This is a genomic window from uncultured Cedecea sp. (assembly GCF_947498825.1).
Classification (GTDB): Bacteria; Pseudomonadota; Gammaproteobacteria; order Enterobacterales; family Enterobacteriaceae; genus JGM124.
The window spans coordinates 129,350-146,149 of record NZ_CANMLV010000009.1; the positions used below are offsets into that span (position 1 = coordinate 129,350).

14 protein-coding genes are annotated in these 16,800 nt (G+C 47.7%); 11 read left to right on the forward strand and 3 right to left on the reverse strand.

Features of this window, described 5'->3' with window-relative positions; all coding sequences use genetic code 11:
* Window positions 1–12 precede the first annotated feature (12 nt).
* Window positions 13–2,172, forward strand: coding sequence for a bifunctional acyl-ACP--phospholipid O-acyltransferase/long-chain-fatty-acid--ACP ligase (gene aas, locus Q1A40_RS12025; RefSeq protein ID WP_300000377.1), 2,160 nt, complete (start codon window positions 13–15; stop codon window positions 2,170–2,172).
* Window positions 2,165–3,379 (forward strand): lysophospholipid transporter LplT, encoded by a 1,215-nt coding sequence (gene lplT / locus Q1A40_RS12030; RefSeq protein WP_300000379.1) that lies wholly within the window; start codon window positions 2,165–2,167, stop codon window positions 3,377–3,379. Before aas ends, lplT begins: the two co-directional genes overlap by 8 nt.
* Window positions 3,380–3,425: 46 nt before the next feature.
* On the opposite strand, the gene Q1A40_RS12035 is transcribed toward lplT, so the two are convergent.
* The 3 genes from Q1A40_RS12035 to mutH all read right to left on the reverse strand — a co-directional run bounded on the left by Q1A40_RS12035 (window position 3,426) and on the right by mutH (window position 5,884).
* On the reverse strand, window positions 3,426–4,469 hold the full coding sequence (locus tag Q1A40_RS12035) for an NADP(H)-dependent aldo-keto reductase (RefSeq protein WP_300000381.1): 1,044 nt from the start codon (window positions 4,467–4,469) through the stop codon (window positions 3,426–3,428).
* 232 nt (window positions 4,470–4,701) lie between these two features.
* Entirely contained in the window at window positions 4,702–4,920 is a 219-nt protein-coding gene (locus tag Q1A40_RS12040; RefSeq protein ID WP_300000383.1) for a YgdI/YgdR family lipoprotein, read from the reverse strand.
* 277 nt (window positions 4,921–5,197) lie between these two features.
* A complete protein-coding gene (gene mutH / locus Q1A40_RS12045) occupies window positions 5,198–5,884 on the reverse strand; it encodes a DNA mismatch repair endonuclease MutH (protein WP_300000423.1) in 687 nt (228 codons plus the stop codon).
* Between the two features lie 687 nt (window positions 5,885–6,571).
* Here mutH and rppH point away from each other — a divergent pair.
* The 9 genes from rppH (at window position 6,572) to recC (ending at window position 16,691) form a co-directional block, all read left to right on the forward strand.
* Window positions 6,572–7,102 (forward strand): RNA pyrophosphohydrolase, encoded by a 531-nt coding sequence (rppH, locus tag Q1A40_RS12050; RefSeq protein WP_300000385.1) that lies wholly within the window; start codon window positions 6,572–6,574, stop codon window positions 7,100–7,102.
* 12 nt (window positions 7,103–7,114) lie between these two features.
* Entirely contained in the window at window positions 7,115–9,361 is a 2,247-nt protein-coding gene (gene ptsP, locus Q1A40_RS12055) for a phosphoenolpyruvate--protein phosphotransferase (RefSeq protein ID WP_300000386.1), read from the forward strand.
* A 297-nt stretch (window positions 9,362–9,658) separates the two neighbouring features.
* Window positions 9,659–10,534, forward strand: coding sequence for a prolipoprotein diacylglyceryl transferase (gene lgt, locus Q1A40_RS12060; RefSeq protein WP_300000387.1), 876 nt, complete (start codon window positions 9,659–9,661; stop codon window positions 10,532–10,534).
* A gap of 6 nt (window positions 10,535–10,540) precedes the next feature.
* Window positions 10,541–11,335 (forward strand): thymidylate synthase, encoded by a 795-nt coding sequence (thyA, locus tag Q1A40_RS12065; RefSeq protein WP_300000388.1) that lies wholly within the window; start codon window positions 10,541–10,543, stop codon window positions 11,333–11,335.
* 204 nt (window positions 11,336–11,539) lie between these two features.
* A complete protein-coding gene (locus Q1A40_RS12070; RefSeq protein WP_300000390.1) occupies window positions 11,540–12,004 on the forward strand; it encodes a prepilin peptidase-dependent protein in 465 nt (154 codons plus the stop codon).
* Window positions 12,004–12,555 (forward strand): prepilin peptidase-dependent protein, encoded by a 552-nt coding sequence (locus Q1A40_RS12075; protein WP_300000391.1) that lies wholly within the window; start codon window positions 12,004–12,006, stop codon window positions 12,553–12,555. The genes Q1A40_RS12070 and Q1A40_RS12075 overlap by 1 nt, the downstream gene beginning before the upstream one ends.
* Window positions 12,552–12,986, forward strand: a complete 435-nt coding sequence (locus Q1A40_RS12080; protein WP_300000393.1) for a DUF2509 family protein — start codon at window positions 12,552–12,554, stop codon at window positions 12,984–12,986. The genes Q1A40_RS12075 and Q1A40_RS12080 overlap by 4 nt, the downstream gene beginning before the upstream one ends.
* Before the next feature lie 2 nt (window positions 12,987–12,988).
* Complete coding sequence (locus Q1A40_RS12085) at window positions 12,989–13,309, forward strand: prepilin-type N-terminal cleavage/methylation domain-containing protein (RefSeq protein WP_300000395.1); 321 nt, start codon at window positions 12,989–12,991, stop codon at window positions 13,307–13,309.
* 7 nt (window positions 13,310–13,316) lie between these two features.
* Window positions 13,317–16,691, forward strand: a complete 3,375-nt coding sequence (recC, locus tag Q1A40_RS12090) for an exodeoxyribonuclease V subunit gamma (protein WP_300000396.1) — start codon at window positions 13,317–13,319, stop codon at window positions 16,689–16,691.
* The last annotated feature ends 109 nt before the right edge of the window (window positions 16,692–16,800 follow it).

Genomic DNA, 16,800 nt, shown 5'->3' on the forward strand with positions numbered 1-16,800 from the left:
AAGGGAGTTTCCATGTTCTTTACATTTTTGCGCGCTGTATTTCGCGTACTTTTCCGGGTACGCCTTTATGGCGACACGCAAAGCCTTAAACAGTCACGTGTACTGATTGTACCGAACCATGTCTCGTTTATTGATGGTATTCTGCTGGCCCTGTTTTTACCGGTACGCCCGGTATTTGCGGTGTACTCTGCTATTACTGAAAAGTGGTATATGCGCTGGCTAAAATCGATTATCGATTTTGTTCCGCTCGATCCAACTCGTCCTTTGGCTATCAAACATTTGGTACGTCTGGTAGAACAGGGGCGCCCTGTCGTAATTTTTCCTGAAGGTCGTATTTCGGTGAGCGGCTCACTGATGAAAATTTATGACGGAGCAGGATTTGTGGCCGCTAAATCAAAAGCGGTCGTCGTTCCTGTCAGAATTGACGGAGCTGAACTGACCTTTTTTAGCCGACTGAAGGGGTTGGTTAAACAGCGGCTGTTTCCCAGGATTACCCTGCATGTCCTGCCGCCTACAAATCTTGAGATGCCGGTCGCTCCCCGTCCTCGTGAGCGACGTAAAATTGCCGGAGAAATGCTGCATCAGATAATGATGGAAGCGCGTATGGCGGTGCGGCCACGGGAAACATTGTTTGAAGCTCTGCTGGCGGCTAAATATCGCTACGGTGCCGGAAAGCACTGTATTGAAGATATTAATTTTAAGCCCGACAGCTACCGCTCGTTACTGAAAAAGAGCCTCTCTGTTGGACGAATTCTGGATAAATACAGTGCACCAGGGGAAAGTATCGGACTGATGCTTCCTAATGCGGCTATCAGTGCGGCGGTTATCTTTGGGGCATCATTACGTGGCCGTGTTCCGGCAATGATGAACTACAGTGCAGGCGTTAAAGGCCTGACGAGTGCAATTACTGCAGCACAAATTAAGACCGTCTTCACCTCACGACAATTTCTTGATAAGGGCAAACTATGGCACTTGCCTGAGCAATTAACCCAAGTCCGCTGGATTTTCTTAGAAGATTTAAAATCTACCGTAACCACAGGGGATAAACTCTGGATTCTGGCTCACCTGTTTGTGCCTCGTCTGGCACAAGTCAAACAGCAACCGGAACAGGCCGCTATCATTCTTTTTACCTCTGGTTCAGAAGGCCATCCAAAAGGCGTGGTGCATAGTCATAAAAGTATCCTGGCGAACGTAGAGCAAATTCGCACTATCGCTGATTTTACTGCTGATGACCGTTTTATGTCTGCTTTACCTTTGTTCCATTCATTTGGTCTGACAGTCGGTTTATTTACCCCTCTCTTTACGGGGGCAGAGGTATTCCTCTATCCCAGTCCGCTGCATTACCGTGTCGTACCTGAGCTGATTTATGACCGCAACTGTACCGTGATGTTTGGTACTTCTACCTTCCTCGGCCACTATGCCCGTTTTGCCAATCCGTATGACTTTTTCCGTATTCGTTATGTTGTTGCCGGAGCTGAAAAACTGCAGGAAAGCACCCGGCAGCTGTGGCAGGAAAAATTTGGCTTACGAGTTCTTGAAGGATATGGCGTGACGGAATGTGCTCCGGTCGTCTCTATTAATGTGCCAATGGCATGTAAAACAGGCACTGTCGGGCGTATTTTACCCGCTATGGATGCCCGTTTAATGGCGGTGCCAGGCATTGAAGAGGGGGGACGGTTGCAGTTAAAAGGGCCAAATATTATGAATGGCTATCTGCGAGTCGAAAATCCTGGCGTGCTGGAAGTTCCTGTTGCGGAAAATGCGAATGGCGAGTCAGAAAACGGTTGGTATGACACGGGAGATATCGTCACTTTTGATTCACAAGGCTACTGTATTATCCAGGGGCGCGCTAAGCGTTTTGCGAAAATTGCAGGCGAAATGGTCTCACTGGAAATGGTTGAGCAGATGGCAATTGGCGTATCACCTGAAAAACTCCATGCCACCGTGGTACGTCAGGATGCGGCGAAAGGCGAAGCATTGGTGCTCTTTACCAGTGATGCTGAGCTAAAGCGCGAAGCTTTACTAAGCTATGCCCGGGCCAAAGGTATTCCGGAACTTGCCGTGCCGCGTGATATTCGCTTTTTGAAACAGATCCCGGTGCTGGGCAGCGGTAAGCCTGATTTTATCACACTGAAAGCGCAACTTGATGAGGCGGAGAATACACATGGCTGAATCAACGGTTAAGGATAGCTCGCTTTGCTCTCGCGGCATGATGGCGGTAACGGGGGCTCAGTTTCTCTCCGCATTTGGTGACAATGCGCTACTTTTTGTTACCTTGGCGGTGCTGAAACAGCAATTTTATCCTGACTGGAGTCAGCCGATATTACAGATGGTATTTGTTGGAGCCTATATTGTATTTGCTCCATTTGTTGGTCAGGTTGCGGATAGTTTCTCTAAAGGTCGAGTAATGATGATGGCTAACAGCCTGAAATTACTCGGTGCAGCCTGCATCTGTTTTGGCCTTGATCCCTTTATTGGTTACACCCTGGTTGGCGTTGGGGCTGCCACTTATTCCCCGGCGAAATACGGTATTCTCGGTGAACTGACGACGGGTCCTAATTTGGTGAAAGCAAATGGGCTGATGGAAGCATCAACGATCGTCGCTATCCTGTTAGGGTCTGTGATTGGTGGCATACTGGCTGATTTAAATCTGTTTGCAGCATTACTGGTTTGCGTGGCGGTTTATGCTGCGGCAGTGGTTGCTAACCTGTTTATTCCTAAGCTTGCCCCGGCACGTTCCGGCGAGTCCTGGCATCTTCCTGCAATGTTCCGCCATTTTGTCGGAGCCTGTCGTATATTGTGGCAGAACCCTGAAACACGACTTACCCTGGTAGGAACCAGCATGTTCTGGGGAGCAGGAGTGACTCTGCGTTTTTTACTGGTACTGTGGGTGCCGGTCGCACTCGGTATTACCGATAACGCTACGCCGACCTATCTTAATGCAATGGTTGCCGTCGGGATTGTAGTGGGAGCCGGGCTGGCGGCAAAACTGGTAACGCTTAAGAGCGTTGCGCGCTGTATGCCTGCTGGCATTTTGCTGGGCATTGCCGTCACTTTCTTTGCAATACAACAGTCATTACTGCCCACTTACCTGCTTCTGACCTTGATTGGGATATGTGGTGGATTCTTTGTCGTGCCGCTTAACGCTCTGTTACAAGAAAAAGGGAAGGAAACTGTCGGAGCAGGCCATGCTATTGCTGTTCAGAATTTGGGGGAAAATACCGCCATGTTACTGATGTTGGGTCTTTATTCACTGGCCGTGAAAGTGGGTTTACCTGCAGTCGGGATAGGCATTGGCTTTGGTTTGATTTTTGCCCTGGCGATTGCCGCGTTATGGATCTGGCAACACAATCAGAAAAAACGTTCTGCATACCTTTGATAGCCGCAAAGACTACCCATTAAACGGGTAGTCTTTTTACTGAGATTTAAGGTGCGGGATAGGTATACACGCGGTGTACTGCTTCCAGTTCTTTCAGCACATCTTCACTCAATTCAAGATGTAAGCTTCCAACATTACTTTTCAGTTGTTCGAGCGTTGTTGCGCCCAGCAGGGTACTGGCAACAAAGGGTTGGCGACGCACAAAAGCAAGCGCCATTTGTGCAGGATCCAGGTTATGGTGTCTGGCGATATCAACATAAGCGGCTATCGCTTTCTGTGACTGCTCACCACTGTAGCGAGTAAAGCGACTGAATAATGTGTTACGTGCGCCAGCGGGCTGGGCACCATTAAGATACTTACCACTGAGAGTTCCAAATGCCAGGCAAGAATAGGCCAGTAGCTCGACACCTTCATACTGAGTGATTTCAGACAAGCCTACTTCAAAGCTTCTGTTCAGCAAACTGTATGGGTTCTGGATGGTGACAATGCGTGGTAAATCGTGTTTCTCAGCAAGCTTCAGATAGCGCATTACGCCAAACGGCGTTTCATTGGAAACACCAATATAGCGGATTTTTCCTGCTCTCTGTAACTCTGTCAGTGCTTCCAGTGTTTCCAGAATCGTCACCGGAAAGGTCGTTGTATCGGCCCAAGTATAACCCAGCTGTCCAAAACAGTTGGTCGGCCGTTGGGGCCAGTGAACCTGATAAAGATCGAGATAATCTGTCTGTAAACGCTTCAGGCTGGCATCGAGTGCCTGGCGAATATTTTTACGATCAAGGACCTGGTGAGGACGGATGCCCGCATCGGTATTTCGTGGCGGGCCGCTTACTTTTGAAGCAATAACCAGCTTCTCTCTGTTTCCGCGCGCTTTCAGCCAATTACCGACATAGGTTTCTGTGAGTCCCTGGGTTTCTGGCCGAGGAGGAACAGGGTACATCTCTGCGACATCAATTAAATTAATACCCTGGCTGACGGCATAATCGAGTTGTTCATGGGCATCTGCTTCGCTATTCTGCTCGCCAAATGTCATGGTGCCTAATCCCAAAGTACTTATTTCAAGTGAGCTCCAGGGAATACGATGATAGAGCATAGTGAGCTTCCTTAATGGTGTACGGTCGGGAAATATCCCTGACTAAGGCCTATAACATGGCAGAGGCGGGAGCAAAGAAAAAGGGGCAAGGAAAGAAAACATTGAGATCATTGTAAAAAACGGATTTTATCGGTATTTGTGTTTCAAGCTATGGGGGGCTGGAGTGTAAAACACGCCGAATCACACAGTCTGTCTGTGTTCATCGACGTCTCTGAAGGTGAATTGAGTATGATTAACGTTTGATAATCTGTGAAATTTCCTGGCGGTTGATTTGAATTTCATTGCCTTCAGTATCCTGATAGCTTACCAGTCCGGTTTCATCGTCGATTTTTGGTTTACCTTCGGTCAGAATCATGCGGCCATCTTTAGTTGCCATCACATAATCACTGCTACAGCCTGAAACAGCAAATACCAGACCAATGGCTGAGATTGCTACTGCCCATTTTGTCATTTTTAAGCCTCTTTCTGGAATTAAAAGCCTGTTACTCTAGTAGTAATAGAATAAAGCGAGTAAGAAAAGCAGTTAATTCTGATTACGTATATCTCCGTCATATTTCAAGCTGCCTGGGTGTTGCCAGCGTCCAGCCCGCCGAGTCACCCGAATCACATAGCTTTATCTGTACTCATCGACGGGCTGAACTGGAAGCCTACAAGCAACTCGAATGATTTTGGGTACAGACACCTGTCTTTTTCTCGGCTTAATGGGGGAAAAAACAGGTACTAATACCTTAGCAATAGAAATGCCTGGCGAGTAAAGCGGCAGTAAAGTTTTTTTTCAGATAAAACCCACGAGGCAGGGTCAGAATCGGACTGCCATCGATCCCCACGGCTTCAGTAAGCACGCGACTGTTGGCGGCCTTAGGGCGTAACTGTAATACTTCTCCGTGACGAGCCGTAATGCGTTCTACGTGCCCGAGCACAATCAAATCCATCAGTTCTTCGAAATCCTGACACAGCTGCTTCTCTTCTTCTGCATTAGGGCTCCATAACAGAGGCGAACCTACATGACGCTCAGCGAGCGGGATCTGGCGTTCACCTTCAACGGGTATCCATAAGACGCGTTTCAGTTTATGTCTGACATGGCTGGTTTCCCAGGTGACTCCACTGTTGCCAGTCAGTGGCGCGACGCAGACAAAAGTGGTTTCCAGCGGGCGGCCAAGCGCATCGACAGGGATAGTTTTTAGCTCAATACCTAAGGCCGCAAAATCTTGTTCAGGTTTACTGCCTGCGCTGGCTCCCAGCCATAATTCCAGTAATCCACCGACCCAGCCTTTATCCCGCTTAAGATTATTGGGGATAGTTATGCAAGCTTTGGCCGCCAGTTCGCCCAGGGTATAACCCGCAATCGACTGGGCTTGATGGAACAGCGCATTTTCACTGTTTGGAGGTGAAGTAAAGGGTTGTATCGATAACATGATGGACATGACACTTCTGGTCAAAAAATAAGCGTAAGTTATTCACAATAGACAGACTATAAAACACTATCTACAGATAAATGACAACATAATGATTTATAGAATTTTTTTTATTGTTTCTGCGTTGCTCTTGGAAGATAACAAAACCTTTTCCCAATCTGGTCACTGGCAATGAACAGGATCTTACACCCAGTTATCCACAGAAAAATGGGATAACTGACAAAATGACAGACTACTGGTTTCATTTACAGCCTTGACGAAGGGACAAAATACAATACTTCAGCAATATTTGCCTAACTTGTTGGCACAAACTGTGGATAAAAACAACGTTGTACGATCTTTCATCACTCAGTGGTGATGCTATGTGATTAGTGTCACTATATTGGTTTTTTTATACTGCGTTGGTTTTTTATGGTTATGATTTATATGTGTTTATTATTTTTTTTACGCGAGGAAATTTTAAGCTCATTTAAAGTTGTCCCTATGTAATTCTAGGGTTCTGCACAGTTATATCCACAGAAAAAGTGAATAAAACCCCATGTAATCGTCTCCCCCTGTTTATAACCTTGCGTTTTTTTGTGAGTTATTCAAATGTTATTCTGTTTGCAGCATATTTATAGAGTGGTTTACCGCCTGACACTTGTATGAAACAATCATCATAATCTAAGTTTGTTTTGGGGTAGTCCGGTGATCGATGATGATGGCTACCGCCCAAACGTTGGGATCGTAATATGTAATCGGCAAGGACAGGTGATGTGGGCTCGTCGTTTTGGTCAACATTCCTGGCAATTTCCGCAGGGGGGCATTAACTCCGGCGAGTCAGCCGAACAGGCAATGTACAGGGAGCTTTTCGAAGAGGTCGGTTTACAGCGAAAAGATGTGCGCATTCTTGCTTCGACCCGAAATTGGTTGCGTTACAAATTACCCAAACGTCTGGTGCGTTGGGACACAAAGCCGGTTTGTATCGGCCAGAAACAAAAATGGTTTCTTTTGCAGTTGGTGAGTAATGACTCCGCGATCAATATGCAAACCAGCAGTACACCTGAGTTTGATGGGTGGCGCTGGGTCAGTTATTGGTATCCGGTACGGCAAGTCGTTTCGTTTAAACGCGATGTCTATCGGCGGGTAATGAAAGAGTTTTCCAGCTCTGTTATGCCACTGCAGGAAGTGACTCCACCACGTAATAATGCGCCAGTATGGCGACGTAAAAGAGGTTAAGTTACGCCGAAGATGCTAACTCGTTTGCGAGAAATTGTCGAAAAGGTTGCCAGTGCCCCGCGCCTTAATGAGGCGCTGGATACACTGGTGACTGAAATCTGCGAGGCGATGGATACAGAAGTCTGTTCCGTCTACTTAGCCGATAATGACAGACAGTGTTTTTATCTAATGGCCACACGTGGTTTAAAAAAACCACGAGGCCGTTCGGTGACGCTGGCATTCGATGAGGGTATTGTTGGTCTGGTTGGGCGGCTTGCAGAGCCTATTAACTTGGCTGATGCCCAAAAGCATCCCAGCTTTAAATACATTCCTTCCGTAAAAGAAGAACATTTTCGTGCTTTTCTTGGGGTTCCGGTTATCCAGCGGCGACAGTTGCTGGGCGTTTTGGTGGTACAGCAACGTGAGCTACGCCAATATGATGAAAGCGAAGAGTCATTTCTGGTTACGCTTGCGACCCAAGTTGCTGCTATTTTATCTCAGTCTCAGCTAACTGGTTTGTTCAGGCAGTACCGGCACACGCGTATTCGTGCACTACCTGCCTCATCGGGCGTGGCCATTGCGGAAGGTTGGGTTGATGCCACACTGCCACTGATAGAACAGGTATCCGAAGCCTCGACGCTGGATATTGTCTCTGAGCGTGAGCGTCTGATGACGGCATTAGAGGAGTCGGCGGCCGAATTTCGGCGTTATAGTAAGCGTTTCGCGGCCGGAGCACAGAAAGAAACGGCGGCTATCTTTGACTTATATTCTCACTTACTCAGTGATACCCGGTTACGGCGAGAACTTTTTGCAGAAGTTGACAGCGGTTCTGTTGCTGAATGGGCAGTAAAAAAGGTCATTGAAAAATTTGCAGCTCAGTTTGCCAGTCTGACGGACAGTTACTTAAAAGAGCGTTCCGGTGATTTAAGAGCGCTGGGACAGCGGGTTCTGTTTCATCTCGACGACACCATTCAAAGCCCTAACACGTGGCCTGAACGTTTTATTCTGGTGGCAGATGAACTCTCAGCGGCAACGCTTGCTGAATTACCGCAAAATCGTCTTGCCGGAATAGTTGTGCGCGATGGTGCGGTGAATTCCCATGCTGCGATCATGGTGCGTGCATTAGGTATTCCTACCATAACGGGAGCGGATATTCAGCCTTCGCTCTTGCATCGCCGCATGCTGATTGTTGATGGTTATCGCGGTGAATTACTGGTTGAGCCGGAACAGATACTGCTAAAAGAGTATCAGCGCCTGGTGAGTGAGGAAAATGAACTCAGTCGCCTGGTCGAGGATAAAGCCGATGAACCTGGTCAGTTGAAAAGCGGTGAACGGGTTCAGGTGATGCTTAATGCAGGCTTAAGTCCTGAACATGAAGGTAAACTGGGGCGACGCATTGACGGTATTGGCCTGTATCGTACTGAAATTCCGTTTATGCTACAGAGTGGTTTCCCTTCCGAAGAAGAGCAAATTGCGCAGTATCAGGGCATGCTACAGCTGTTTAATGATAAACCTGTGACCTTACGTACGCTTGATGTCGGGGCCGACAAACCACTTCCCTATATGCCGATTAGCGAAGAAAACCCTTCTCTTGGCTGGCGCGGAATCCGTATCACGCTCGATCAACCCGAGATTTTTTTAATTCAAGTGCGGGCAATGCTCAGGGCGAATGCGGCGACCAGTAACCTTAGTATCCTCTTACCGATGATAACCAGCATTGAAGAACTCGATGAGGCACGCAAACTTATCCAGCGAGCAGAGCAGGAAGTTGAGGCCTCTTTGGGTTATGCGCTACCTGAATTGCGTTTAGGGGTGATGGTTGAAGTTCCCTCGATGCTGTTTATGTTTAAGCATCTGGCTGGCCGTGTTGATTTTATCTCTGTTGGAACCAATGATCTTACCCAATACCTGTTGGCGGTGGACAGAAATAACACACGAGTAGCGAGTCTCTACGATAGCCTGCATCCGGCAGTGTTGCAGGCGTTAGATATGATAGCTAAAGAAACCAGACGCTACGGTATCGATCTCGCTTTATGTGGTGAAATGGCGGGAGATCCACGCTGTGTCGCCCTGCTGGTCGGACTGGGATATCGACATTTATCCATGAATGGTCGCTCAGTGGCGCGTGTTAAATACTTGCTACGCAATATTGAAAGAGAAGACGCTGAAGCATTGGCCATAGCCAGTATTAACGCTCAGACGACGGCTGAAGTGAGTCATCAGGTGACTGAATTTATGGAAAAAAGAGGTATGGGCGGCCTGATTCGTGGTGGCCGTTAAGTACGTTTGTCTGGCTATAAAAAATAGCATTACACATCTTTTACAACTTCGTTAATCAATCACTTCCAGCCTTTATGCTATGATGCGTTGCTTTCGGAGCGCATTCTTTAATACCCGTCATACTTCAAGTTGCCTGGGGTTGCCGGAGCTCCGCGTGCTGAATTACATAGTTTGTCTATGCTCATCGTCACGCCTCGCTCTGTGCTTACAAGCAACTCGAATTATTTTGGAGATATAATGCGTATTTGTAATTCCGCCATCCACTTTTGGTGGTGTAACAATGGCTTGTGGTGACAGATGAACAGTGGCTATCTGCGTTTCCCTGAATTTGATCCGGTACTTTTTTCCATCGGGCCAATCTCCCTGCACTGGTACGGCATGATGTACCTTATCGGCTTCATATTTGCGATGTGGCTTGCCGGCCGTCGTGCCAGCCGTCCGGGTAGTGGATGGACAAAAAATGAAGTTGAAAACTTGCTCTATGCTGGTTTTGTCGGCGTATTCGTTGGTGGACGACTGGGATATGTCTTTTTCTACAATTTCCCGGTGTTTCTTGCCGATCCGCTCTATTTATTCAAAGTATGGGATGGCGGAATGTCTTTCCACGGCGGGCTTATCGGTGTCATCTGTGTGATGATCATTTACGCGCGTCGAACCAAACGTTCATTTTTCCAGGTGTCTGACTTTATTGCTCCCCTGATCCCTTTTGGTCTAGGGGCCGGGCGTCTGGGTAATTTTATCAACGGCGAACTCTGGGGCCGCGTTGATCCAAACTTTAAATGGGCAATGCTGTTCCCGGAATCACGCAGAGAAGATATCGGTCTGCTGGCCAGCCATCCTGAATGGCAATCCTTGTTTAATCAATACGGTAGCTTGCCACGTCACCCTTCACAGTTGTATCAGTTGTTACTGGAAGGCGTTGTCTTATTCATCATTCTGAATGTGTTTGTGCGTAAATCCCGCCCTGTGGGCGCGGTATCCGGCTTGTTCTTAATCGGTTACGGTATCTTCCGCATTATTTCTGAATTCTTCCGTCAACCTGACGCCCAGTTTACCGGGGAGTGGGTACAATATATCAGCATGGGACAAATCCTCTCGATTCCTATGGTGGTGGCGGGTGCTATCATGATGGTTTGGGCCTATCGCCGTCGTCCACAACCACAATTATCCTGAGGTGATATGAAACAGTATCTTGATTTGATGAAGATGGTGCTTGAAGAGGGCACTCCCAAAGATGACCGTACCGGCACCGGAACCTTGTCTGTTTTTGGCCATCAGATGCGCTTTAATCTGCAGGAAGGTTTTCCTTTAGTCACCACTAAAAAATGTCATTTGCGCTCGATTATTCATGAGCTTCTGTGGTTTTTAAAAGGGGACACCAACGTTGCTTATCTGCATGAGAATAATGTGACGATTTGGGACGAATGGGCGGATGAAAACGGCGATTTAGGTCCGGTATACGGTAAGCAATGGCGTTCATGGACGGCACCAGATGGTCGTCATATTGATCAGCTCACCACCGTTATTCAGCAACTAAAGAATGACCCGGATTCCAGACGCATTATCGTTTCCGCATGGAATGTTGGTGAACTGGAGCAAATGGCACTGGCACCTTGCCATGCCTTTTTCCAGTTCTATGTTGCGAATGGCAAGCTGTCTTGTCAGCTTTATCAGCGTTCGTGCGATATCTTCCTCGGCCTGCCGTTTAATATCGCCAGTTATGCGTTACTGGTGCATATGATAGCCCAACAGTGCGACCTTGAAGTGGGCGATTTTGTCTGGACAGGGGGAGACACGCATTTATATCTCAACCACCTTGAGCAGACGCGTCTGCAGCTGACCCGTGAACCTCGTCCTCTGCCGCAGCTGGTTATCAAACGTAAACCCGAATCCCTGTTTGATTATCGTTTTGAAGACTTTGACATTACTGGTTACGACCCACATCCTGCGATTAAAGCACCTGTGGCGATTTAAGCTGTTGATGTTCTGAACCACATCAAGTCACCCGAAAATGACGGGTATAAAAACCCATAAGCCTGTAGCGGCTTATGGGTTTTTTTTCGAGAAAACCTAGAAAGATGATGAAATTTTCTGCAACGGCATCGAGTTATTTCGAGGATATTCGGTGTCTGTGGTTTAGTGACTGGTCAGTTATTTCATAACAGGCATACTGATGCCATGAACAAGATGATACAGGGCTTCAGCCTGATAGAAATGATGGTTGTTATGGTGATGATTGCCATTTTGAGCTCCGGTGCTATTTATGGCTTTCAGCAATGGCAGCACCATCAGCGGCTCTGGCAAACCGCGCATCAGCTCAGCCAATTTCTGCGCCATTTGCGTAGCGATGCTAACGGATTGAATCGTGACCATATACTGACTCTTTGGCAGCAAGGCGATCGCTGGTGCCTCACGACAGAACAGTACGCTGACAAGCCTTGTATAACGACAAGCCCGCGGCAATTCATTCCACGCTTTAAAGATGTATTGATAACCGAAATGACCCCCGGACTGGGGTTTTATGGGGTGATGAATACAGCAAAGCCCGGACATATTATTTTAAGCAATACCGCAGGGCGGCGAAAGATTATCCTTTCGGTCTGGGGGCGTATCCGCATCCTTGCTCTGGCGGAGCAGACATAATGCGACTCAGGCAGCAGGGTTTTACGCTCATTGAAGTTTTAGTGGCATTAGCGCTCAGTAGCGTACTGCTGCTGGGGGTGATGCGCCTTATCCCCATGCAGCAACGGAATATTCTGCGTGATTATCAGTCTGCCTGTGTGCGTGAGTCTGTGTGGCAGCTTGCATACCGTATCGGTAAGCATCTTCAACGAGCAGGATACTGCCGGGGCGTCTGCAGGATCCCGGCTCTGCAAATAGAACAAGGCGGGAGCCGAGTGCTGATTCAGTGGCAAGCACCCGAACCGGGGAATTCAATCGTCGGTGAGTACACACAGACAGGTTATCGTTTACACCAGGGAGCGTTGCAAATTCTTAAAGGAACGAAAGAATTTACCGGTGAGTTATGGGAAAACATCTCTGATCCTGAATTGATGACACTGACTCATTTCTCCGTCATAAAGCTGTTACGCGAAGTGGGGCCGCCATTGCTGGTTATTAATCTGACCGCCAGACAACAGCATAGCTCGTCATCAATTACAGTGCGGCATATTGTCAGAGGCGAAAATTTATGAATTTATCCCGCGAAGCCGGGCTGAGCACAGTCCTGATGGTATTGATGCTGTTGCTCTTAGGGTTGATGATGCTGGCCGGATTATCGTCTTATCTTGCTGCCGAACGGCAGTGGGGAATAAAGGAAGTCAGATTGATAGTCCGCCATGCTGGTGCGCAGTCGGCACTGGCATGGGGGACAGGGCTTCACTGGTCGCCGCAGAAACACCGGCAATGCCAGACTGAAGCATCTTCTGGGCTGCATGCTTGTTTGTATCAAGTAAAAGGGAATGAAGTATTACTGGCAGGAACCTTAATGGATGGCAATTTGTCTGAAAGTTTGGTTTTTTGGCAATGGGGATGGTTGAAAAAAGGTAAATTTATAGCAAACGCCCATGGATGGCTGGATTATTGTCCCTTAAGCGATAAAACACGCTGTAATCTGGCATCATAATCATGCAGCAGCGCGGTTTTAGCTTACCCGAAACATTATGTTCACTGGTGCTGTTTGCCGTAGTCATTATTTTACTATTGAATTATCACCGCGGACTGCAGCAAGGGGGAGAGGCCCAATGGCAGACCCGGCAACTTTGGCGCTATGCACTTGAGCAAACGGAACCTGAATCTCCACCATTGCCGGACGGGTGGCTAGTTCAGAAACAACAGATATCCTGTGGGGATTGTCTTTGTATCAGTGTCACGATAACCAGCCCCCAGAGACGTTTCGGGCAGTTATCAAAACGGATATGTCCGTTACCTCATTCTAATCAGGAGTAGCGATTTTATGTTGCGTGTCTACCATTCCAATCGCCTTGATGTGCTTGAAGAAATTATGGAGTTCATTGTTGAACGCCAGCCCCTGGAAAATGTTCTGGATCCAGAGGTCGTACTGGTGCAAAGCACGGGGATGGCGCAATGGTTACAAATGACGCTGGCACAAAAATTTGGCATCGCTGCGAATATCCATTTTCCATTACCGGCGAGCTTTATCTGGGAAATGTTCAGCGCTGTTTTGCCGGGCATTCCTGAGCAGAGTGCTTTTAATAAACAGAGTATGAGCTGGAAATTGATGACGCTTATCCCGGAGATGCTTACTGAAGCGCCCTTTGCTCAATTAAAGCACTATCTCCAGGCAGATGATAATAACCGTAAACTTTTCCAGCTCGCGTCACGTATTGCAGACCTCTACGATCAGTATCTGGTGTATCGCCCCGCTTGGTTAAGTCACTGGGAAAAGGGAGAGTGGGTCGATAATGCAGGAGAAGCGCAACAGTGGCAGGCGCCGCTGTGGGCGGCTTTAGTTCGTTATACTGCCGATTTAGGTCATCCTGAATGGCACCGTGCTAATCTTTATCAGCGTTTTATCAGCAAACTTGAGGAGAGTGATACCTGCCCCCCGGGACTGCCTTCTCGTATTTTTCTTTGCGGTATCTCTGCACTTCCTCCCGTTTATCTTCAGGCTCTGCAGGCACTGGGTAAACATATTGATATTCATGTCTTATTTACTAATCCTTGCCGCTATTACTGGGGGGATATTAAAGACTCTGCATTTCTGGCGCGCCTGACTCAGCGCCGTCGTCGTCGTCATTTAGCTGACAATGAGCATGCATTATTTAAAAATAATGACAGTGCGGCAGCACTCTTTAATATTCTTGGAGAACAGGACACGGCTAATCCACTGCTGGCCTCATGGGGTAAGCTGGGAAGGGATTATGTTTATCTGCTATCAGAGTTGGAGCAGTTTGAAGAGATCGATGTCTTTGTCGATGTTGATCCAGACAATTTGCTACACAAACTGCAATACGATCTGCTGGAGTTAAAAAATAGTGCCGTGCTGGGGCTGACAGAGGAAGAGTTTAATCGCAGTGACAGTAAGCAACTGCTGGATCCAAACGATCGCTCTGTGACCTTTCATGAGTGCCACAGCCCTCAGCGTGAAGTCGAGATCCTGCATGATAAACTCCTGGCAATGCTACAGGATGATCCGAACTTAAAACCACGCGATATCATTGTAATGGTTGCAGATATCGACAGCTACAGCCCCTTTATCCAGGCTGTTTTTGGTAACGCTCGTGACGATCGCTGGTTACCTTTTACTCTTTCCGATCGTCGTGCCAGTCACGCTCACCCGGCGCTGCAGGCCTTTATCAGTTTACTTTCGTTACCGGAAAGCCGCTTCCTGGCTGAAGATGTACTGGCGCTGCTGGAGGTGTCTTCTTTGGCTAACCGCTTTTCCATTGATGAAGAAGGTCTGCGTTATTTACGTCAATGGGTTAGTGAGTCCGGCATCCGTTGGGGGCTGGATGACGACAATGTTCGGCAGCAAGCATTACCGGCAACAGGGCAACATACCTGGCGTTTTGGTCTGACACGTATGCTGCTGGGCTATGCCATGGAAAGTGAGACTGGCGTCTGGGATTCCGTCCTGCCGTTTGATGAGTCGAGCGGTTTAATTGCCCGTCTGGTCGGGCAGCTGGCTGAGTTATTAATGCGCCTTAATCAATGGCGACACGTTTTGGCTCAACCGAGAACACTGGAAGAGTGGTTGCCATTATGCAAAGAGATGCTGGCCTGTTTCTTCCAGACTGATAGCGAATCTGAAGAGGCTTTAGCGTTAATTGAATCCCAGTGGCAGGAGATGCTTGAGCAGGGAGTTGAGGCTGCTTATAACCAGCCAGTATCACTGGTTCTGTTACGTGGTGCGCTCTCACAGCGGCTGGATCAACAAAGAATGAGTCAGCGCTTCCTGGCCGGGCAGGTCAATTTCTGTACCTTGATGCCGATGCGTGCCATTCCGTTTAAAGTGGTTTGTCTGCTGGGGATGAATGATGGCGTTTATCCTCGTACTCTTGCCCCATTAGGGTTTGATTTAATAGGTCAGAATCCGCAGCGTGGTGACCGAAGCCGGCGTGATGATGACCGTTATCTGTTTCTTGAAGCGCTGAGTTCCGCAGAGCAGCGTTTATATATCAGCTATATTGGCCGTTCTATTCAGGACAACAGCCGCCGCTACCCTTCAGTATTAGTTGAGGAGTTACTGGACTATATCGTTAATAGTCACTATTTACCGGGCGATGATCTGTTGGATATTGATGCCAGCAGCCAGCGAGTGAAACAACATTTAGTTGTGCAGCATTCCCGTACTCCTTTTGCCAGTGAAAATTACCTGCCTGAAGACGCAGCCCAAAGTTTTGCTGAGGAATGGTTTGCTGCTGCTAATCAACAAGGCGATGCGCATGTTCCCTTTATTGTTGAGCCCTTACCCACGCTCCCGTTAGATGAAATATCTCTGGAACAATTACAGCGTTTCTGGCGGCATCCGGTACGCGCATTTTTCCAAACCAGATTAGGCGTTAATTTCCATATTGATGAAACTGAATTACCCGATAGCGAGCCTTTTACGCTTGATTCACTTGAAAGTTTCTTACTCAATCAAAAGGTACTTAATACCCTAATTGAACAGGGCGATCCCCAGCAGCTCTTCACCCGATATCGGGCTGCTGGCGAGTTACCCTATGGGGCATTCGGTGAAATTATCTGGGAAAAACAGCAAGCAGAAATGCAGGTTTTGGCAGAAAAAATCATTGCTGCACGCCAGCCGACAGAAAATTGGGAAGTGGATCTGTCTATTGCCGGTGTTCGTTTTACGGGATGGCTGTCTGATGTTCAGCCGCATGGTTTGTTACGCTGGCGGCCTTCGATTCTGACGGTTGGTCACGGCTTACAATTATGGCTTGAACATCTTGTCTGGTCTGCATCAGGGGGAAATGGCGAAAGCCACATGTTTGGGCGTAAAGAGTCACAGTGGAGCTTTCCACTGATGAAAAAAGAGCAGGCGAAGTATTACCTGGAGCAGTTAATTGAAGGTTATAAAAAAGGCGTTAATCAGCCGCTGCTGCTATTGCCGCAAAGTGGTGGAGCATGGTTAAAGACTTGTTATGACCCGCAACAAGATGCCATTCTATGGGATGAACAGACTCAGCTAAAAGCAAGAAACAAGCTTGTTTCTACGTGGGAAGGAAATACCCTGGTTGAGGGGGAAGGTGCCGATATCTGGTTACAACGCTTGCATCGCTCATTGGATGAGAATTACTACAAAGCGATTATCAGTGAGGCTGAAAACTATCTGTTACCGGTTTTTCGTTTCAACCAAAGCTAAACAAAAGTGAGTCATGATAATTTAGCGCTTGTAGCTCATCTATGATGCATTTTGATACTTCGTGTCTATGTCAGGTAGTCAAAATTTCAGTCGGCTGACTCGACAAAAT